18 protein-coding genes and 1 pseudogene are annotated in these 17982 nt (G+C 60.7%); 2 read left to right on the top strand and 17 right to left on the bottom strand.

The genetic code is table 11. The annotated features are described in order from the left end of the window. Window position 1: 1 nt before the first annotated feature. From HCK03_RS04000 to HCK03_RS03940, 13 genes are all read right to left on the bottom strand, one after another. Window positions 2–1471: an aldehyde dehydrogenase gene (locus HCK03_RS04000; RefSeq protein WP_143717510.1), complete on the bottom strand. Its 1470-nt coding sequence runs from the start codon at window positions 1469–1471 to the stop codon at window positions 2–4. Window positions 1472–1486: 15 nt separating this feature from the next. Then, on the bottom strand, window positions 1487–2251 hold the full coding sequence (locus tag HCK03_RS03995; RefSeq protein ID WP_076946685.1) for an aspartate dehydrogenase: 765 nt from the start codon (window positions 2249–2251) through the stop codon (window positions 1487–1489). A gap of 9 nt (window positions 2252–2260) precedes the next feature. Then, a complete protein-coding gene (locus HCK03_RS03990) occupies window positions 2261–3055 on the bottom strand; it encodes an SDR family oxidoreductase (RefSeq protein WP_041147179.1) in 795 nt (264 codons plus the stop codon). Continuing rightward, window positions 3039–3809, bottom strand: a complete 771-nt coding sequence (locus HCK03_RS03985; protein WP_135183985.1) for an alpha/beta fold hydrolase — start codon at window positions 3807–3809, stop codon at window positions 3039–3041. Before HCK03_RS03985 ends, HCK03_RS03990 begins: the two co-directional genes overlap by 17 nt. Before the next feature lie 9 nt (window positions 3810–3818). After that, a complete protein-coding gene (locus HCK03_RS03980) occupies window positions 3819–4349 on the bottom strand; it encodes a cupin domain-containing protein (protein WP_123551960.1) in 531 nt (176 codons plus the stop codon). A gap of 10 nt (window positions 4350–4359) precedes the next feature. Further along, window positions 4360–5616, bottom strand: a complete 1257-nt coding sequence (locus HCK03_RS03975; RefSeq protein ID WP_076946682.1) for an MFS transporter — start codon at window positions 5614–5616, stop codon at window positions 4360–4362. 26 nt (window positions 5617–5642) lie between these two features. Then, a complete protein-coding gene (locus tag HCK03_RS03970) occupies window positions 5643–6839 on the bottom strand; it encodes an NAD(P)/FAD-dependent oxidoreductase (protein WP_123551958.1) in 1197 nt (398 codons plus the stop codon). Next, the gene (locus HCK03_RS03965; protein ID WP_041147184.1) at window positions 6836–7762 is read right to left on the bottom strand and encodes a VOC family protein; all 927 of its coding nucleotides are present in this window, start codon (window positions 7760–7762) and stop codon (window positions 6836–6838) included. The genes HCK03_RS03970 and HCK03_RS03965 overlap by 4 nt, the downstream gene beginning before the upstream one ends. Before the next feature lie 88 nt (window positions 7763–7850). Next, window positions 7851–8639: an IclR family transcriptional regulator gene (locus HCK03_RS03960; protein ID WP_045857098.1), complete on the bottom strand. Its 789-nt coding sequence runs from the start codon at window positions 8637–8639 to the stop codon at window positions 7851–7853. Between the two features lie 14 nt (window positions 8640–8653). After that, on the bottom strand, window positions 8654–9403 hold the full coding sequence (locus HCK03_RS03955; RefSeq protein ID WP_167691172.1) for an SDR family oxidoreductase: 750 nt from the start codon (window positions 9401–9403) through the stop codon (window positions 8654–8656). Beyond that, window positions 9403–10425, bottom strand: a complete 1023-nt coding sequence (locus HCK03_RS03950) for an aromatic ring-hydroxylating oxygenase subunit alpha (protein ID WP_143717513.1) — start codon at window positions 10423–10425, stop codon at window positions 9403–9405. The genes HCK03_RS03955 and HCK03_RS03950 overlap by 1 nt, the downstream gene beginning before the upstream one ends. A gap of 10 nt (window positions 10426–10435) precedes the next feature. Next, window positions 10436–10744, bottom strand: coding sequence for a recombinase-like helix-turn-helix domain-containing protein (locus tag HCK03_RS03945; protein WP_041147188.1), 309 nt, complete (start codon window positions 10742–10744; stop codon window positions 10436–10438). Next, window positions 10741–11064 carry a Rieske (2Fe-2S) protein gene (locus tag HCK03_RS03940; protein WP_041147189.1) on the bottom strand — a complete coding sequence of 108 codons (324 nt, stop codon included), beginning with the start codon at window positions 11062–11064 and terminating at the stop codon, window positions 10741–10743. The genes HCK03_RS03945 and HCK03_RS03940 overlap by 4 nt, the downstream gene beginning before the upstream one ends. Before the next feature lie 428 nt (window positions 11065–11492). On the opposite strand from HCK03_RS03940, the gene HCK03_RS03935 reads away from it, so the two are divergent. Further along, window positions 11493–12704 carry an MFS transporter gene (locus HCK03_RS03935; RefSeq protein ID WP_115191898.1) on the top strand — a complete coding sequence of 404 codons (1212 nt, stop codon included), beginning with the start codon at window positions 11493–11495 and terminating at the stop codon, window positions 12702–12704. Window positions 12705–12707: 3 nt separating this feature from the next. Here HCK03_RS03935 and speB read toward each other — a convergent pair whose 3' ends face one another. The 4 genes and pseudogenes from speB to HCK03_RS26520 form a co-directional block, all read right to left on the bottom strand. Then, window positions 12708–13628, bottom strand: coding sequence for an agmatinase (gene speB, locus HCK03_RS03930; RefSeq protein ID WP_041147191.1), 921 nt, complete (start codon window positions 13626–13628; stop codon window positions 12708–12710). A gap of 203 nt (window positions 13629–13831) precedes the next feature. Beyond that, window positions 13832–15808 (bottom strand): biosynthetic arginine decarboxylase, encoded by a 1977-nt coding sequence (speA, locus tag HCK03_RS03925; protein ID WP_071844984.1) that lies wholly within the window; start codon window positions 15806–15808, stop codon window positions 13832–13834. Between the two features lie 8 nt (window positions 15809–15816). Further along, window positions 15817–15948 carry an acid stress response protein YqgB gene (yqgB, locus tag HCK03_RS03920; RefSeq protein WP_115191897.1) on the bottom strand — a complete coding sequence of 44 codons (132 nt, stop codon included), beginning with the start codon at window positions 15946–15948 and terminating at the stop codon, window positions 15817–15819. 88 nt (window positions 15949–16036) lie between these two features. Then, window positions 16037–16132: pseudogene (locus tag HCK03_RS26520) on the bottom strand (hypothetical protein); the annotation flags it as partial. Between the two features lie 518 nt (window positions 16133–16650). On the opposite strand from HCK03_RS26520, the gene metK reads away from it, so the two are divergent. Continuing rightward, a complete protein-coding gene (metK, locus tag HCK03_RS03915; RefSeq protein WP_041147193.1) occupies window positions 16651–17805 on the top strand; it encodes a methionine adenosyltransferase in 1155 nt (384 codons plus the stop codon). The last annotated feature ends 177 nt before the right edge of the window (window positions 17806–17982 follow it).

Here is a 17982-nt window from a genome sequence, read left to right as displayed (position 1 = left end):
CTTAGTCGCACCAGTGGTTGACGCTATTACCCGTCGCCAGATAAATGCTTTTTTGTTGCATCCAGGCCTTTAGCCCCTGAATCCCTTTTTCGCGGCCCAGGCCGCTCTCTTTAAAGCCCCCAAACGGGGTCGAAATGGAGAAAACCTTGTAGGTGTTGATCCACACCGTTCCGGCTTCCAGGCGATCGCTTAAGCGCAGGGCGCGTCCGCTGTCTCGCGTCCAGATCCCGGCCGCCAGGCCGTAAACCGAATCATTGGCCTGCTGGATCAGCGCGTCTTCATCGCTGAAGCTCATCGCCACCAGCACCGGGCCGAAGATCTCCTCCCGGCAGGCGCGGGCCGCGTTGGTCAGCCCCTCAACGATCGTCGGTTGAAAATAGCTGCCTGCCGCCAGCGCCGGATCCGCCGGGATCTCGCCGCCGCACAGCACCCGGCCGCCTTCGCGTTTAGCCAGCTCGACGTACTCCAGCACGCTGTCGCGGTGCTTTTCATTAATCAGCGGTCCGACGTGGGTGTCCGCGCTAAACGGATGGCCGATTCTGAGCCCGCGGGTCAGCTCCAGCAGGCGCGCCATCAGCTGCGGATAGACTTTTTCATGCACAAACAGCCGCGAGCCGGCGATGCAGGCCTGGCCGCCGGAGCTAAAGATGCCGTAGCAGATGCCGCGCGCCGCCTGCTCAACATCGGCATCTTCCAGCACGATAGTCGGCGATTTGCCGCCAAGCTCCAGCGACGCCGGGATCAGCTTTTCCGCCGCCACGTGCGCCAGATGACGTCCGGTGCTGGTGCCGCCGGTAAACGAAATTTTGCGCACCAGAGGGTGGCGGGCCAGCGCGTCGCCAATCACCGATCCTTTCCCCGGCAGGACGCTGAGCAGGCCCGCCGGCAGGCCGGCCTGTTCGAAGATCCGCGCCAGCTCCAGCGCCATCAGCGGCGTGGCTTCCGCCGGCTTGAGGATCACCGCGTTACCGGCGGCGATCGCCGGGGCCACTTTTTGCATCTCGCTGGCGATCGGCGAGTTCCACGGCGTGATCGCCGCCACTACGCCCAGCGGCTCGTAGCGGCTGAGCGTCAGCAGATCCGCCTGCCGCGGGGTCGGCAGTTCACCCTCCAGCAGCTCGCAGGCGGCGGCAAAGTAGCGGGCGCTGCCCGCGGCGCTCATCACCAGGCCTCGCGCCTCCGCCAGCGGCTTACCGTTGTCGCGGCTCTGCATCCGCGCCAGTTCATCAAGGCGGGATTCGATAATATCCGCCGCTTTATGCAGGATCTTTGCCCGCAGATGGGGCAGCATGCTGCGCCACGCCGGCTGGCGCCAGGCGCTTTCGGCCAGCGCGATCGCCTCATGCAGATCCTCAAGGCTTGCCGCATGCAGCGTGGCGTTGACCGTGCCGTCGGCCGGAAACTGGCTGTGCATCAGGTTGCCGCCGCCGTGGCGCCAGCGACCGCCGATAAAAATCTTTAACTCATCCATCGCCGCCTCTTTGCTCTATGCCAGTTCGCGGCAGGCGCGAACCGCGCTCAGTGCCGCCAGGGTGGAAGTTTTTGGGTTGCTGGCGAGCGGTAATCCGCTGAGCTCCAGATGGAACTCGCCAAACGCGCCCTGTACGTGCAGGGTGTGGGTATTGCGCCGGGTCAGCGGATCGACCATCAGCTGTACCCGGGTATCGTCCATCCCGATGCCGCCCAGCGCCACGGTTGCCGCAACGTTGGCGTTCGCCGGAAACAGGCGAGCCGCTTCGCGCGCGCTGCCTTCAAAAAAGATTTTTGCTTCAGTGACCGCGTTGAGGTCGATGAGCATTTCCGCATAGCTGCCGCGCCAGCTGGCCGGGCTTTTGCGCGACCGGTAGGTCACCTGCTCAAGACCGCCCTCTTTCGCAGCCGCCAGACCGTCGATACCGGCCACCGCGCCGGAAAGCAGAGTTAGCCGGCCTCCGGCGCCGTTGAGGCGCTTTTCCAGTTCGCTATCCGCCAGCGCGCCGGTAGAGATCACCGCCAGATGCCAGCCGCGCCTAAGAATGGCTTCACCAAACTGCGCCACCGCCTGCTGGCTGGCGCACTCCAGCACCAGATCCGGGGTTTCCGCGCAGGACTGCGGATCGTCCAGTACCGCTACCGCATCGCCGAAGCGCTGGCGGATCGCCGCGTGGTGCGCCTCGCGCGCCACCACCCAGCCAAGGGCGACCTGCGGCGGCAGCCGTTCAATCACCGCCTGCGCCATCGCGCCATAGCCGATGAGCATGATCTTTTTCATCTCAACTCCTTACAGATGACGGCAAAAGCCGCCGGAGACATCCAGCGCCGCGCCGGTGGTAAACGACGCCAGCGGCGAGGCGAGGAACAGCAGCGCCTGCGCCGGTTCCTGCGGCCTGCCGAGGCGTGCCATCGGGATCCCGCGCTTGCGGGCGATATCCGCCGTCCACGCGGGCCAGCTCTGACTCTTGTCCGTGCGGTTCTCGAAGCGCCGCTGCCACTGCCCGGACTCCACCATGCCGAGCAGAATGGAGTTCACGCGAATGCCTTTGGTAACCAGGTCCTTCGACAGCGTCAGGGTCATGTTGAGCAGCGCCGCGCGCGCTGCGGAGGTGGCGATCATGTGCTCCTCCGGCTGCAGCGCCAGCAGCGAGTTCACGCAGGTGATCGAGGCGATATCCGAGCGCTCGAGCTGCGCCTGAAAGGCTTTCACCGGGTTAATCACCCCGAACAGCTTAAGCTCCGCCTCGTGCAGCCACGCCTCCCGCGGCGTATCGGCGAAGTGCGCCACGTACCCCTGACCGGCGTTATTAATCAGCATGTCGGCACCGCCAAAGCGGGCCGCTACCGCGTCGGCAAAGCCCTGCACCTCGTCTTCTTTCAGCACGTCGCAGCGGTAAGAGAAGACGTCCGCTCCCGGATATTCGTTTTGCAGCGCCGCATGGGCGCTGGCGAGCCGGTCCGGATTACGGCCGCAGAAGGCGACCTTCGCCCCCTCCCCCAGCAGCAGGCGCAGCGTTTCAAAGCCAATCCCTGACGACCCGCCGGTGACCACCGCTACGCGCCCCTCAATTTGTGCATTCATCGCGCACCTCTTCCCCTACCCGTAAAAGCTGTTGATTGAAAAATGTGTCGTTATCGAGATAGCTGGCGTGCCCCGCTCGCGGGATGCCGACGTACGGCATGCGGTAGCGCAGCGCCAGGCCGTGCACCAGCTCCGGCTGGGTAACGGCGTCCTGCTCGCCGCACCACGCCTCAAAGCGGCCGCCAAAATCGCCAAGCCAGCGGTGAATATCGTCATGGGCCAGCATCCACGCCGCGGCCAGGTAGCCCTCGGCGCGCAGCCTGCGCATCCCGGCGGCAACGACGGCAACGTTGGCCTCATCGCTACAGGGGTGCAGCAGCTTCGCCGCCCGGCCCTGCGCCATCGCTTCGCCGCCGGCGGCCATCTGCTGCTGCCGACCCTGCCAGATTTTTTCACGCTGCGCGGCTTCCGCCCGGCCGTAGCCCTGAGCGGCATCGGCCAGCACCAGGCGCAGAACGCGCCCGGGATACTTTGCCGCAAAGGCGCTGGCCACCAGCGCGCCGAGCGAGTGGCCCACCAGCACCGCCTGCTCAACGCCGGCGTGGTCGAGCAGCCGCGCCAGCGCCTCGGCATAGTCGCCGGCATCCGCACGCTCGGCCGAGAGCATCGGGCTTTCGCCATAACCGGGCATATCCCAGGCCAGCACGCGGTAGCCGGGCAGCGCCATCTGCTTATGCCAGGAGGCCGCGCCGGAGCTGATGCCGTGCAGCAGCACCAGCGGTGTGCCGCTCCCCTGTTCACGAAAACCCGTCATCATGTCTCCTTAACCCCGCTTCACTTTCGACAGGGGATGATCTTGCGGATAGGTCGGGATATTCGGCTTACGGGTGCCGAGCATCACGCACATCAGCGCCTCCTCTTCGCCGTGGTTAAACAACCCGCGATAGATCCCCGCCGGGACGGAGATCAGGTCGCGCTCGCGCAGCACGGTTTCGGTGTAGCTATCGCCGTCCTGAACCATCAGGGTTATCTGCCCCTTGAGCATGAAAAACACCTCTTCGACGTCATCGTGCAGGTGCAGCGGCCCTTCGCACTTCGCCGGCAGCACCATGGTGGAGAAGGTGAAGTTCTCCGCCGCCACGGTATTGGTATCGTTGGCGACGCCGGTGGCGCCGGTGCCGATGTAGCGCATCTGGGCGCGGCGGTATTTCGGGTCGAAATCGGCCTGGAACTTCAGCGCATTCCAGTCATATTTGCGTCCTTCAAAGCGCGCGATCCGCGACTCAATCCACTCTTCCATCGTCAGGTGCTCAGGCTTGAGGCCCTGTTTTGCAGTTACGCTTGAATCTGTCATCGTCTTCTCCTCAGTAACGTCTTAGCAGCGGCAGCAACAGGAGACAGCCTACGACCGCCATCACCGCCAGAAAGATCAGTCCGGAATCCATGCTGTGGGTGAAGGCGATCAGCGCGCCCATCACCGCCGGCGACAGGGCGCCGGCAAAGTTTCCCAACCCGTTGAAAATCCCGCCCGCCGTGGCGCTGACCCGGGGATGGGTCGCCTTCGCCAGCAGCGCAAAAATATTGGGGGCGCCGGTTCCCCACATGAAGGTGCTAAAGCTCATCGCCGCGATAACCGTCAGCGGGCTGGTGAAGTGCATCACCGCCGCCAGGCCCACCGCCGCGCCGGCCAGCGAGATAAAGCAGGCAGCCGCGCGTTTATCGACCCGGTCGGAAAGCCACGCCCCGATGATTTCGCCAAGCAGCATGGCGATAAACGGCATCGACGACAGCCAGCCGGCGTGCTCCAGGTGGATACCCTTGCCCTTAATCAGGTAGCCGGGAAGCCAGCCGTTGATGCCCCACAGATAGGCCAGGAAGGCGATATTAAAGACGCAGATCATCCAAAAGTGCGGGCTGACAAACAGCTCCCGGCGCGCGCTACGCCGCTCTTCCTGCGAGCTGGCGGCCGCGGACGTTTTGCCCTCCAGCTGGATCCCGCGCAGGCCGATACGGACAAAAATCAGCACCGGCGCCGTCAGCATCGCCATCACGAAGAAGGTGCTTTGCCAGCCGAAGGTGCTGAGCAGCCAGATGGAGAGCGGGAAGCCGATGGCCGCGCCGACCGGCGTGCCGAGCAGCCACAGCATGGTGGCGCGCGCCTGCAGACGCTGCGGGAAGGTGTGGCGCACGATAGCGAAGGCCAGCGGAAACAGCGGCCCCTCGGCGATGCCGAGCAGCACGCGCAGCACGATCATGGCGCTGTAGCTGTGGGTGAATCCCATCATCACCATCAATACGCACCACACCACCATCATGCCGGTGAGCAGGCGCAGCGGCGCGATGCGGTCGCCCAGCCCGCTGAGCAGAACCGAGGAGAAACCGTAGCTCAGTAAAAAAGCGCTCATCAGGATGCCGAGGCGCGTGGTATCAAAATCGATGCCCATCGCCTGCTGAAAATGGCTATCAGAAAACAGCGCCGCAATGCTGATTTTGTCGAAGAACGCCAGCAGCACGCAGGCCAGTAACGACAGCGGAATAGCCCAGCGAACCGCTTTTTCAGGCGCGTGGACGCCCTCACCGCTCGCCACGGAGGGCGCGGTGTTTGTCTCTAATGTGGTCATCTCTCCCCCTTAAGGGTGCGCGGGTGTTATCGCAATGACATCAGCGAAAAGGTCAGATCGTCGAGCGGCACCGCGGAAAGATCTCTCCCCGCCGCCATCCAGCGCTTCGCCAGCTTGACGGTACGCGCATCGTTAAACGCCACCAGCTGGCTGAGCCGGCCATCGCTATCGAGCGAGAAAAAGAGCGGACCTTTGGGATCGCGGCGAACCAGCGTCCGGGTTCCCGGCTGGGGGATCCCGAGGATCTGAATGTTGTGCGCGTATTGATCCGACCACAGCCACGGCGCTTCGTCGTAGCCCTCGGCCTGCGGATCGAGCATCGCCTTCGCCGTCGCTACCGCCTGATTCTGGGCAAAGGCCCACGACTGAATGCACAATCCGTACTGGTGATGGCGGGCGACATCGCCGGCGGCGAAAATAGCCGGATCGGCGGTTCGCCCCTGGGCATCAACCACGATCCCGCGATCGACGGGCAGGCCCGCCTCCTGCGCCAGCTCCAGATTAAGCTCGACGCCGATCCCCACCACCACCGCGTCGAAGGTCTGACGCCGGCCGTCGCAGCGGATCACCGGCAGGCCGTCGCTATCTTCGAGGCCCAGCGCGCCGCACCCCGTGCGGACGTTGACTCCCTGCTCGCGGTGCAGCCATTCCAGCTCCTGCGATACCTCGCCGCTCACCGAGCGCATGCACAGCGCCGGCTGCTGTTCGTAGAGCGTGACCTCGACACCGCTTTTACGCGCCGAGGCGGCAATCTCGAGGCCAATCCAGCCGCCGCCGACAATCGCCAGCCGGGTGCTGGCCGCCAGGCGCGCCTTCAGGCGCCGGGCATCCTGCCAGTGGCGCAGGGTGTAGACCTGGGGATGCTGCGCCCAGGCCTCGCCGGGCAGGCGGGCGCGGCCACCGGTAGCGATCAGCAGGCGGTCGTAGGCCAGCCGCTCACCGCCGCTCAGGCGCACGGTTCTCGCCTCACGGTCGATGGCCTCCGCGCGCTGCGGGCGGTACCACTTCAGGTTCAGCGCCTGCTGCGCTTCTGCGCTAAACAGACGCGGCAGCGCCGGTTCGGCCTCCAGCAGCGCCGCCTTCGACAGCGGCGGGCGCTCGTAAAAATCCCACTCCTCCTCGGCAATGATGCAAATCTCGCCGTCAAAGCCTTCATCACGCAGCGTTTTTGCCGCCCAGCCGCCGGCCTGGCCGCCGCCGATAATCACTATCCGCACCGTCATACCGCCTCCGGCTTTTTCTGCTGGCGGCGGGTGTCGTGGTCGATTCCGCCCTCCACCGCCCACTCGGTAAAGGAAACCAGGGAGTGTTCCAGCTCGCGCGGCTGCCAGTTTTCCGTCAGATAGTCGTCGTTGGTGTAGTACTCAAACGCGCCGCCGGTCGGGCTGTTGACGTACCAGAAGTAGGCCGAAGAGACCGGGTGGCGGCCGGGGCCGATAAAGGTGCTCCACTGGCTTTTGTTCATCGCGATCCCACCGCCGATCACTTCGTGAATATCGCGCACCGTAAAGGCGACGTGGTTAAGACCGCGCTTGCGGGTCGGCAGCTGTAATAAGAAGAGATTGTGATGGCCGCCGCGCACGCCGCAGCGCAGGAACACCGCGCGGTTGATATAGCGATCGGACACCTGGAAACCCAGCACCTCGCGGTAGAAGCTCTCTACCGCCGCCAGCTCCTCAACGAAGAACACCACGTGGCCGATGTTGATCGGCTGGGCGCGCTCGTAAACCGGGCTCGGCGTATCGATCCGCCGCACGTCGCCCCACTGGTTTATCGGCTCGACGTCCAGCTCAACCGGCGTCTGCTGGCTCACCTGAACCCGCAGCGTCATGCCGTTCGGATCCTGGCACTCGAGGGCGCCGTCCACTTCGCGAAAGGCCGGCTGCTGCGCCAGCTTCGGCCGCAGCGCCTCCAGCGCCGCCCGGTCCGCTACGCCCCAGGTCATCCGGCGCAGGGTATTACCCGCCTCAAAGGCGGGCGGCAGATCCGGGCTGTTGATCGGGTTCAGCAGCACCTGAGCGCCGCTCAGGGTGGTAAAACGCCGGCCGTCGGCATCGCTCGTCAGGCCAAAATCACGCATAAATTTGGCGCTATGGGTCAGGTCGTCGACGCCAAACTCCAGCTTTTCAATTCCGGTTACACTCATCGTTCGTTGCCTCTTTACCGTTCTGTCGCCCGGATTTGGGCGTAAAACATGCCCGACGCACCCAAGCGCCTGCAGTTAACGTATTGATTTAAATAGCCTGAGCTAAATGCCCGAGGAAGCCTGAAATTTTGTCCGCCGCCATGCTGACATCGTTTTGCAGCCGCTCGCGGTCGGCCTGCGGGATCTCATCCGACGGCACCAGGATACTCACCACCGCCGCCACCCGTCCGCTGCGATCGTAGACCGGGTAAACGATGGAGGAGATGCCGTGACGGTAGAAGGACTCGCCGATCACAAAGCCCCGCGCCTTATCCTGCTGCACCATCTGCCACAGCGCTTCGCGGTCGTGAATTTGCCCCGGCGTATTGCCCGGCAGCCGCTCGTCAGGGAACAGCAGTTCGAACTCGCGGCGAGAGACATCGGTCAGCAGCATGCGGCCAAGCGAAGTGCAGTGGACCGGCAGGCGGGTGCCAATGCTGACCTGATTAATGCGCGAGCCGGCGGCGCTGACGCGGGCGATGTAGATAATGTCTCGCCCGTCGCGGATCGCCAGGTGGCTGCTGCACTGGCTGGTATCGCGCAGCTGCTCAATCACCGGCTGACCGACCTGCGCCACATCCAGCGAGGCGATGTATTCAAAGCCCAGACGCAGGACGTTCATCCCGAGCGAAAAGGTATTGGTGCGTGGATTGCGCTCGAGAAAGCCCATATATTCCAGCGTCTGCACCACGCGATAGGCGGTCGCTTTCGGCATATCCACCAGCCGATGCAGCTCGGCGAAGGTCAGATCGCGATGCTGCTCGCCAAACGCCAGCAGCAGCTCCAGCCCCCGCTCCAGGCCCGGCACCAGGTACTTCACTTCCCGCTCGTTTGCCATACCGCCTCGCCTCTTTAGTTAAAAACAAATCCGCCGTTGACCGGGATCAGCTGCCCGGTGATAAACCGCGACAGCTCGCTGAGCAGCCACACCACGCTGCCGGTAACATCTTCCGGCTGCTGGGCGCCGCTCAGGGCCCGGCCGTTCTCATACAGCTGATGACGTTCAGCCGGAACGTACTCGGTGGCCTCCACGCGGGTCAGCCCTGGGGCGATCGCGTTAATGCGGATGCGCTTCTCCCCGAGCTCGCGCGCCATTGAGCGAGTCATGGCGATCACCGCGCCTTTGCTGGCGACGTAGGCCATCAGGCGCGGCGCGCCCCACAGCGCGGTGTCCGACGCCACGTTAACGATCCCGCTGCCTTCTCGCAGCAGCGGTACCGCCGCCCGGGTCACCAGCCAGGTGCCCTTGACGTTAACCGACATCACCCGATCCCACAGATCCGGATCGTAATCGATCAGATTTTTGCCGCCGACGCCGGTGGCCATCGCGGCGTTATTCACCAGTCCGTCAATGGGACCTCGTTCGCCAATCGCGCTAAACGCCTGCGCGATTGAGTGCGGATCGGCGAGATCTATAGCCTGAGACTCAATGGCAAAACCTTGTTCACTGAGCCCATGCGCGCGCTCGGCCAGTTCGCCCTCGAGGATGTCGCACATCACCACCTTCGCGCCCTGCTCCGCACAGGCTTTGGCAAAGTGATAGCCCAGCCCGCGCGCGGCGCCGGTCACCACGATGCGTTTACCGTTCAGCAGTCCGTTCATCAGGCGGCACCCTGCTGTTCTTCACGCGCCGCCAGCTGCTCTTTGGCCGCTTTTTGCATCATGCGGCGCAGGCGCGACAGCCCGACGTCGTGCTGATAAAGATATTCGTGGTCGCGGGCGTTCGGCGCCAGGCTCTCCAGCACCACCCGATCCTGCTCGAGCACTTCCCAGTGCAGTTTTTCCAGGCGGTTGCGGTACATAAAGCGCCACATATCGCGCTGCCAGCCCTGCACGCCGCGGATACGCCAGAAAAAGACCCGACAGTTGTCGTTATCTTCCGGCACCACCATGCCGACGATAAAGAAGTGGCCTCCTGGCCCAAAGCGTTTCTGATACGGGATCGACAGGCGCATCCAGCAGGCGCCGCTGTTGCCGAGCTCTACCCAGTCAAAGTTGACGCCGCTCTGCCCCTTCTTCTCAAAAATGAAGCCGGTTTTGGTCGGCTGCAGCACCATGTCCGCTTTACGCTCGCCTTCCGCCATCGAGTGCGAAGAGGAGTGCAGATAGGTGCCGTGCATCGGGTCCATGACGTTTTCCAGCGCGTACTGATAGTTACATTTCCACGCGGCGGTGCAGAGGAAGTTGCTGTATTTGTCGCCGTTAGCCAGCTCTTCCGGGAAGGTCAGCTCCTCCGGCGGCTGGTTCGCCGTGGCGCCAAACCATAAGAAGATCGCCCCGTGCGCTTCCTGAACGCTATAGCTGCGCACGCACTGCTGGCCCACCAGCGGACACTTGTCGACCGCCGGGACATCTTTCACTTCGCCGTTTCCCGCCACTTCCACGCCGTGATACCAGCAGGCGATGCGGTCGCCGAGGTTCCAGCCCATCGACAGGCGCGCGCCGCGGTGCGGGCAGCGGTCTTCCAGCGCCTGCAGCTGGCCGTCTTTATTACGCCAGACCACAATCTGCTCGCCGAGGCGGGTGATGCCCACCGGCGCGGACTGCACCTCCCAGCTTGCCAGCACCGGATACCACAGGCCGCGTAACCCTTTATCGAGATAGTTTTGTACCGTTGTCGTCATCGCTGTGTCCTCAGTATCCGTTTACCTGCAAAAAAGCCTCGAAGCTGGTCTCGCTCCAGGGTTCGCCCTGCTGGTCGTGCATTCTCAGGTCGTTCAGCCCGTCCACCAGCTGCGTCAGGCTCTCTGCGCCCTGCTCAAACAGCCCTTCAAGGGTGGCGATAAGCTGCAGCTCCCAGTTTTCCGGAACGCGGCTGCGGGTCTGCCAGATAAGATTGGCGTAGTCGCCCGGCTTGTGGATATTGCCGTTACCGCCCTCGGCGGGCGGCGTAAACTGGCGGCTTTCCGGCAGCGCCGGGTTGAAGTTCAGGGTTTCGCTCATGCCACGCTCTCCTCGATAAAAGTAATCTGGATCTGATTGTCGAATACCCGCACCGGGTAACGATTGAGGCTACGACCGCCCGGACCGTGCAGGCACTGACCGGTTTTCACATCGAATACCGCTTCGTGCAGCGGGCATTCAACCTTGCCGTCTTCCACAAAGCCCTGGCTTAACAGCGCGTAGGCATGGGGACACACGTCCTCCAGCGCGTAATACTCGCCATCAATCAGATAAATGCCGATCTCTTTACCGTCGATATTGCCGCTATAAGGGAAATCTTCCTGTACCTGCTCTGCGTCACATACGCCTATCCAGCTCATCACGATCCTCCAGGCTTTATTTCATATATGAAACTTTGTTTCTTATTTAATACGGTCAATATAAAAGCGTTCAATCTTTCGTCAAGCGGCAATGTGAAGGATTTGTTAACCGATCGTGATTTAATTATCTAAGTGTGCAATCGATCACGAAAAATTGCGGTAATATGAAATTGTGATATTTAAAAGAAGGCGTGAAAATAAATTAAGCGGGTGCTTAACTTTTCGAAAATGACTATTGACTTCTTTTCCCTACAATCATTAAAAATGATAAAGCCGGCTAAACATCAAGTTTCACTGGTGAAACACTTTTCAATTATTATCTTTTAAAACAACGAGTTTCACCTATGAATCGTTTTACATACGTGACTATCACCGTTATTTAAAAATAGCGCCTTTGATTCATAAATGACCGGGAGAAAAGAGTAATCATGACCGCAAGATGGCAGGGAACAATCGCGCTACTGTTGTTAATTATCATCTCTTATATTGACCGGGTAAATATCTCAGTGATGATACTTAACCCCGAATTTGCGGCCCATTTTCAGCTAAATGAAAACAGAATGTTACAGGGAATGCTGATGACCTGCTTTCTTGTGGGCTATGGACTGTCGGCACTACTCTTAACGCCGGTGATTGAAAACCGACTGCACTATCGGCAGGGGCTATTAATCAGCATCGCTATCTGGGCCGCAGTGTGCGCCGTTTCTCCGCTGCTCGGATCGCTGTTCGGGATGCTGATCGCCCGCGTTATCTTAGGTATTGCGGAGGGGCCGCTATTTTCACTTAAAACGCGCTTTATCAGCGACAGCTTCGCCGCCGACGAGATCGGTAAACCGAACGCGGTCACCGCGCTCGGGGTCTCGCTGGGGCTGGCGGTGGGCTTCCCGCTGGTCACTTTTTTAATCGCGCATCAGGGGTGGCAAGGCTCTTTCTACAGCCTGGCCGCGTTGAACCTGCTGCTCGGCGGCGGGCTTATCTGGCGCTTCCTGCCGGCTCCGGCCGCGGCGGCGCAAAGGTCTCGCGCCGGCTTTAAGCAGACGTTTCAGCTGGCCTGGCGCACGCCGCTCCTCGGCTGGATCCTGCTGGTCGAGATCGCCACCCTCAGCTATCTGTGGGGCAGCAGCGCCTGGCTGCCGGCGTGGCTGCGCGATGAGCATCACTTCTCGCTACAGGCCACCGGCATTCTGGCAGCGATCCCCTTTCTGCTCAGCCTCGGCTCTAAATTTCTTGGCGGCGTGCTGCTCGATAAAATGCGTCCCGAGCAGGCTCCGCTGCTGTTTATAAGCGGCGGCCTTCTGACGGCCTGCTCGATACTGGCGCTGATGCTCAGCCACCAGCCGGCGTGGCTGGCGCTGTTTATGCTGTCGGCCAATATATTCTGGGGGCTTCAGGGGGCGGCGATACCGGCGGTGGTGCAGCATCACGCGGCAAAGGAGGCGGTAGGCAGCGCCTACGGCATCATTAACGGTATCGGCAATATCTGCGCGGCGTTTATCCCGCTGCTGATGGGGCTGGTGATGAAGTCGGTAGGGTCGGTCAGTTCAGGATTTTCGGTGCTGGTGGCGTCACAGGTCGTTACCCTGCTTGCCGGAGGCGTGCTGCTGCTGCGCATGCGTCGCGCAGCAGCAGTGAGCGCTTAGGGCTTATTCGCCCTTTTTCGCCGCCTGAATATAGAGCATTTCCAGCGCCAGGGTCGCCGCCGCCAGGGCGGTGATCTCGGACTGATCGTAGGCCGGAGCCACTTCCACCACGTCCATCCCGACGATGTTCAGATCCTTCAGGCCGCGCACCAGCTTGATCGCGCGATCCGAAGTCAGCCCGCCGATCACCGGCGTACCGGTGCCCGGGGCAAACGCCGGATCCAGGCAGTCAATGTCGAAGGTCAGATAGACCGGCATATCGCCAACGATCTGTTTGATCTGAGCAATAACATCCTCAGCGGTGCGATCGTTAACCTGGCCCGCATCCAGTACGGTAAAGCCGTTGTCTTTATCGAACTCGGTGCGGATACCGATCTGCACCGAGTGGTTCGGGTCGATCAGGCCTTCGTTCGGCGCGGTGTAGAACATGGTGCCGTGATCGAACTCGCAGCCATTGGCGTAGGTGTCGGTATGGGCATCGAAATGCACCAGCGCCATTTTACCGAAATGCTTAGCGTGCGCGCGCAGCAGCGGGAGAGTGACGAAGTGATCGCCGCCGAAGGAGAGCATACGTTTCCCGGCCGCCAGCAGCTTCTCAGCGTGGGCCTGCAAACGTTCGCTCATGTCGCGCGCGTCGCCGAAGGCGTAAACCAGGTCGCCGCAGTCGACAACGTTCAGACGCTCGCGCATGTCGAAGTTCCACGGGAAGCGGTTGCCTTCCCAGGCGAGGTTGGTGGAAACCTGACGGATCGCCGCAGGACCGTGACGCCCGCCCGCGCGGCCGGAGGTTGCCGCATCAAAAGGAACGCCGGTGATCACCCAGTCGGCGTCGCTGTCGTACGGCTGGAAGTTCAGCGGCAGACGCAAAAAACCAAACGCGTTAGAGACCAGGGAATTATCGTATTGATGACCTAAAGTGCTCATGGGTGTGACCTCTTTTTACAGGCGATAGTGTTAAAAATGCACATAAAAAAACCCCTCCGCGTCGTTAGGCCCGACGAGGAAGGGTTTGAATAGGGTGACTGCTTGTTGGGCGAATTATCGCCGTTAATGCATGCGGGTTCAAGTCGGTATCGCGTTTGCGTGACCAGATGCCCTCTCCTTCATAAGAGAGGGCGCGCAGCATGTTACTCGTCTTCCAGGTAAGTGTAGCCGTACAGGCCCGCTTCGAACTCTTCGAGGAACTGCTGCTGCAGCGCCTCGTCAAGACCGGAGTTTTTCACCTGATCGCGGAACTGGGTCAGCAGCGTGTTCGGATCCAGCTGCACGTACTGCAGCATATCGGCCACGGTATCCCCTTCGTCGGAGAGCTCGACTTCAACGCTGCCGTCAGGGAAGACGAACACGTCAACCGCTTCGGTATCACCGAACAGGTTGTGCATGTTGCCGAGGATCTCCTGGTAGGCGCCGACCATAAAGAAGCCCAGCATCGGCGGGTTATCAGGATCGTATTCCGGCATCGGCATGGTGGTGGCGATCCCGTCGCCGTCGACGTAGTGATCGATAGCGCCATCGGAGTCGCAGGTGATATCCAGCAGCACCGCGCGACGCTCAGGCACCATGTTCAGCCCTTCCAGCGGCATCACCGGGAACAGCTGATCGATACCCCACGCGTCCGGCATCGACTGGAACAGCGAGAAGTTGACGTAAATTTTATCCGCCATCCGCTCCTGCAGCTCGTCAATGATTGGACGGTGCGCGCGGTTGCTCGGGTCGAGCTGTTTCTGCACTTCGTGACACATGTTCAGATACAGCTGCTCCGCCCACGCGCGCTCCTGCAGGTTGAAGGTGCCGGAAGAGTAGCCGGTGTGAATATCGTGCAGGTCCATCTGGCTATCGTGCAGCCATTCGCGCAGCGAGCGGCGGTTGCCGGTCTCGTGCATCTCCTGCCAGGTTTCCCACATGCTCTGCAGCGGGCGCGCCGCATCTTCCGCAGGCGGGGTCGCCTCGGTGTATTCGTTACGCTCAACGCCGATAATATTGGAGACCAACACGGTATGGTGCGCGGTGACCGCACGCCCGGATTCGGTAATCACCGTCGGGTGCGGCAGGCCGTTCTCTTCACAGGCGTCGCCGATCGCCCAGATAATGTTGTTAGCGTACTCGTTGAGGCCGTAGTTCACCGAACAGTCGGACTGCGAACGGGTGCCCTCATAGTCCACGCCCAGGCCGCCGCCGACGTCAAAGCACTGAATATTGACGCCCAGCTTATGCAGCTCAACGTAAAAGCGCGAGGATTCGCGCACGCCGGTGGCGATATCGCGAATGTTGGCCATCTGCGAGCCAAGGTGGAAGTGCAGCAGCTGCAGGCTTTCCAGATGTCCTGCCGCGCGCAGAATTTCAACCAGCTGCAGAACCTGCGTTGCCGCAAGGCCGAACTTGGATTTCTCGCCGCCGGAGGACTGCCATTTACCGGAGCCCTGCGAGGCCAGACGCGCGCGGACGCCAAGACGCGGCACCACGTTCAGGCGCGCGGCTTCTTCCAGCACGATGGCAATTTCCGACATCTTTTCGATGACCAGATAGACCTTGTGGCCCATCTTTTCGCCGACCAGCGCCAGGCGGATATATTCACGGTCTTTATAGCCGTTACAGACGATCACGCTGCGGGTCATGCCCGCGTGCGCCAGCACCGCCATCAGTTCGGCCTTTGAACCGGCTTCCAGGCCCAGCGGCTCGCCGGAGTGGATCAGCGACTCAATCACGCGACGATGCTGGTTAACCTTAATCGGGTAAACCAGGAAATAGTCGCCGTTATAGCCGTAGGACTCGCGCGCGCGCTTGAAGGCGGCGTTAATCGAGCGCAGGCGATGCTGCAGGATCTGCGGGAAGCAAAACAGTGCAGGCAGGCGCTGCCCCTGCGCTTCGCGCGCTTTAACTAATTCGGCAAGATCGACGCGCGCTTCCGGTACGTCAGGATCCGGGCAAACGCTGATATGGCCCAGTTCGTTGACGTCGTAGTAGTTATTACCCCACCAGGCAATATTATAAGTACGTAGCATTTTGCTAGCTTCCTGGGAGCTCATCGCCACCTCCTGCATAGAACGTAGTACACCGTGTTCGCCTGCTGACGAAGGCGAAACCATAGACATGTCGTCAGACATAGCGAACCTCAATTTTTAATAATAAGTGTAAGACAGTTAACTACTATCGCAGTCCAAAGACGCGATAACAACCCATGAACAGTCCTAAACCCCAGCAGATAGTGCTGGCGCTGCGACTGCGCGACCGGTTTCTTCTTCATATGATAATAAAACACGTACCCGAACCTGGTATGACAGTTCGGAGAAACCACGAGAAAACCCTTGCGATAGCGGCAAGAGAGCCCTTGTTCAGTTTTCTGACGACCTTCCGGCCCTGGAATCCTGAGAAGCGCCGAGATGGGTAGAACATCGGCAGGTGTGCATGAAAGAGATGCAGATTGCGGGATAGTGACGCGCGACGGAACGACGCGACGAATCAGGTGAAAAACGTGGGTTCATTATCTGGTATCACCTCCACACTGCCCCGAAACGGGCCAGCGACAAGCCAAAGCTATATACCTGGCAGCAGGCGCAAAGGCCGCTGCGGGATTCTGTCAATACAGAGTGCTTAACCCGGCTGGAAGTGGCGTCACGAGGTACTCTTCGTGCGCTGTCATAATGAGCCGCGCGCGGCGTTTTATACCGAGAAGCAGGCTAAAATGCAAAATAAAAATATGCGCGTTGCCGCATCTGGCAGGAAAAATTTCCACCGGCTATGACGCATAAATGCGATGTGCATCAAAAAAAGTCTGGAAATGGGATTAAGATTTGACCTAAAATAGCCGTCCAGAAGTTAATCCGTCTATACTGATTAACACTCAGACTGCTCGTGTCACTACCTGCAGGCTTTGGTAGAATCATCCACCAAAGCTAATCCACACAACAGTATGAGCTATACGAATACTCCACAGGTAAAATAAAACATGGCAAAACACCTCTTTACGTCCGAGTCCGTATCAGAAGGGCATCCAGACAAAATTGCTGACCAAATCTCCGATGCCGTGCTTGATGCGATCCTGGAACAGGATCCGAAAGCCCGCGTCGCGTGTGAAACCTACGTCAAAACCGGCATGGTTTTGGTTGGCGGTGAAATCACCACCAGCGCATGGGTTGATATCGAAGAGATCACCCGTAATACGGTTCGTGAAATTGGCTACGTGCATTCCGATATGGGCTTTGATGCCAACTCCTGCGCCGTGCTGAGCGCAATCGGCAAGCAGTCCCCGGACATCAACCAGGGCGTTGACCGTGCCGATCCGCTGGAGCAGGGCGCGGGCGACCAGGGCCTGATGTTTGGCTATGCCACTAACGAGACCGACGTGCTGATGCCGGCGCCGATCACCTATGCTCACCGTCTGGTGCAGCGTCAGGCTGAAGTGCGTAAAAACGGCACGCTGCCGTGGCTGCGTCCTGATGCAAAGAGCCAGGTGACCTTCCAGTATGACGACGGCAAAATCGTCGGCATCGACGCGGTGGTACTGTCGACCCAGCACGCGGAAGATATCGATCAGAAATCGCTGCAGGAAGCGGTGATGGAAGAGATCATCAAGCCGGTTCTGCCGACCGAATGGCTGAGCAGCGCCACCAAATTCTTTATCAACCCAACCGGCCGCTTTGTGATCGGCGGCCCGATGGGCGACTGCGGCCTGACCGGGCGTAAAATCATCGTTGATACCTACGGCGGCATGGCTCGTCACGGCGGCGGCGCGTTCTCCGGTAAGGATCCGTCTAAAGTTGACCGCTCCGCGGCTTACGCAGCGCGCTATGTGGCGAAGAACATCGTTGCTGCAGGCCTGGCCGATCGCTGTGAGATTCAGGTGTCCTACGCAATCGGCGTGGCTGAACCGACCTCTATCATGGTGGAAACCTTCGGCACCGAGAAGATTGCTTCCGAGCAGCTGACGCTGCTGGTGCGCGAATTCTTCGACCTGCGTCCGTACGGCCTGATCCAGATGCTGGATCTGCTGCACCCGATCTACAAAGAAACCGCGGCATACGGTCACTTTGGTCGCGAACATTTCCCATGGGAAAAAACCGACAAAGCCGCTCTGCTGCGCGAAGCTGCCGGCCTGAAATAACCGCGCGCTTTACCGTTTCAAAGGCCAGCCTCGTGCTGGCCTTTTTCTTTATCTCTTCCCCCACCGCGCTCTGCGCCCCGCCGCCATCGGTTCCTGCAACCCTCGACAATGAAAGCGATTACATCAGATTGGCAGCCATTATTTAGCTCAGCATCAGCGTTAATGAAGCAATCTTTC

The sequence above is a fragment of the Klebsiella terrigena genome, from assembly GCF_012029655.1.
Classification (GTDB): domain Bacteria; phylum Pseudomonadota; class Gammaproteobacteria; order Enterobacterales; family Enterobacteriaceae; genus Klebsiella; species Klebsiella terrigena.
This window is presented reverse-complemented; position numbering and strand designations above follow the sequence as displayed.

What these genes read in the sequence shown, in the direction of transcription:
- speB (WP_041147191.1), bottom strand. Translation starts at nt 13,628, where the DNA reads ATGAGCACTTTAGGTCATCAATACGATAATTCCCTGGTCTCTAACGCG.
- HCK03_RS03950 (WP_143717513.1), bottom strand. Translation starts at nt 10,425, where the DNA reads ATGACGACAACGGTACAAAACTATCTCGATAAAGGGTTACGCGGCCTG.
- HCK03_RS03945 (WP_041147188.1), bottom strand. Translation starts at nt 10,744, where the DNA reads ATGAGCGAAACCCTGAACTTCAACCCGGCGCTGCCGGAAAGCCGCCAG.
- HCK03_RS03985 (WP_135183985.1), bottom strand. Translation starts at nt 3,809, where the DNA reads ATGACGGGTTTTCGTGAACAGGGGAGCGGCACACCGCTGGTGCTGCTG.
- HCK03_RS03960 (WP_045857098.1), bottom strand. Translation starts at nt 8,639, where the DNA reads ATGGCAAACGAGCGGGAAGTGAAGTACCTGGTGCCGGGCCTGGAGCGG.
- HCK03_RS03940 (WP_041147189.1), bottom strand. Translation starts at nt 11,064, where the DNA reads ATGAGCTGGATAGGCGTATGTGACGCAGAGCAGGTACAGGAAGATTTC.
- HCK03_RS03935 (WP_115191898.1), top strand. Translation starts at nt 11,493, where the DNA reads ATGACCGCAAGATGGCAGGGAACAATCGCGCTACTGTTGTTAATTATC.
- HCK03_RS03980 (WP_123551960.1), bottom strand. Translation starts at nt 4,349, where the DNA reads ATGACAGATTCAAGCGTAACTGCAAAACAGGGCCTCAAGCCTGAGCAC.
- HCK03_RS03955 (WP_167691172.1), bottom strand. Translation starts at nt 9,403, where the DNA reads ATGAACGGACTGCTGAACGGTAAACGCATCGTGGTGACCGGCGCCGCG.
- yqgB (WP_115191897.1), bottom strand. Translation starts at nt 15,948, where the DNA reads ATGAAGAAGAAACCGGTCGCGCAGTCGCAGCGCCAGCACTATCTGCTG.
- HCK03_RS03975 (WP_076946682.1), bottom strand. Translation starts at nt 5,616, where the DNA reads ATGACCACATTAGAGACAAACACCGCGCCCTCCGTGGCGAGCGGTGAG.
- HCK03_RS03990 (WP_041147179.1), bottom strand. Translation starts at nt 3,055, where the DNA reads ATGAATGCACAAATTGAGGGGCGCGTAGCGGTGGTCACCGGCGGGTCG.
- HCK03_RS03970 (WP_123551958.1), bottom strand. Translation starts at nt 6,839, where the DNA reads ATGACGGTGCGGATAGTGATTATCGGCGGCGGCCAGGCCGGCGGCTGG.
- HCK03_RS04000 (WP_143717510.1), bottom strand. Translation starts at nt 1,471, where the DNA reads ATGGATGAGTTAAAGATTTTTATCGGCGGTCGCTGGCGCCACGGCGGC.
- speA (WP_071844984.1), bottom strand. Translation starts at nt 15,808, where the DNA reads ATGTCTGACGACATGTCTATGGTTTCGCCTTCGTCAGCAGGCGAACAC.
- HCK03_RS03995 (WP_076946685.1), bottom strand. Translation starts at nt 2,251, where the DNA reads ATGAAAAAGATCATGCTCATCGGCTATGGCGCGATGGCGCAGGCGGTG.
- HCK03_RS03965 (WP_041147184.1), bottom strand. Translation starts at nt 7,762, where the DNA reads ATGAGTGTAACCGGAATTGAAAAGCTGGAGTTTGGCGTCGACGACCTG.
- metK (WP_041147193.1), top strand. Translation starts at nt 16,651, where the DNA reads ATGGCAAAACACCTCTTTACGTCCGAGTCCGTATCAGAAGGGCATCCA.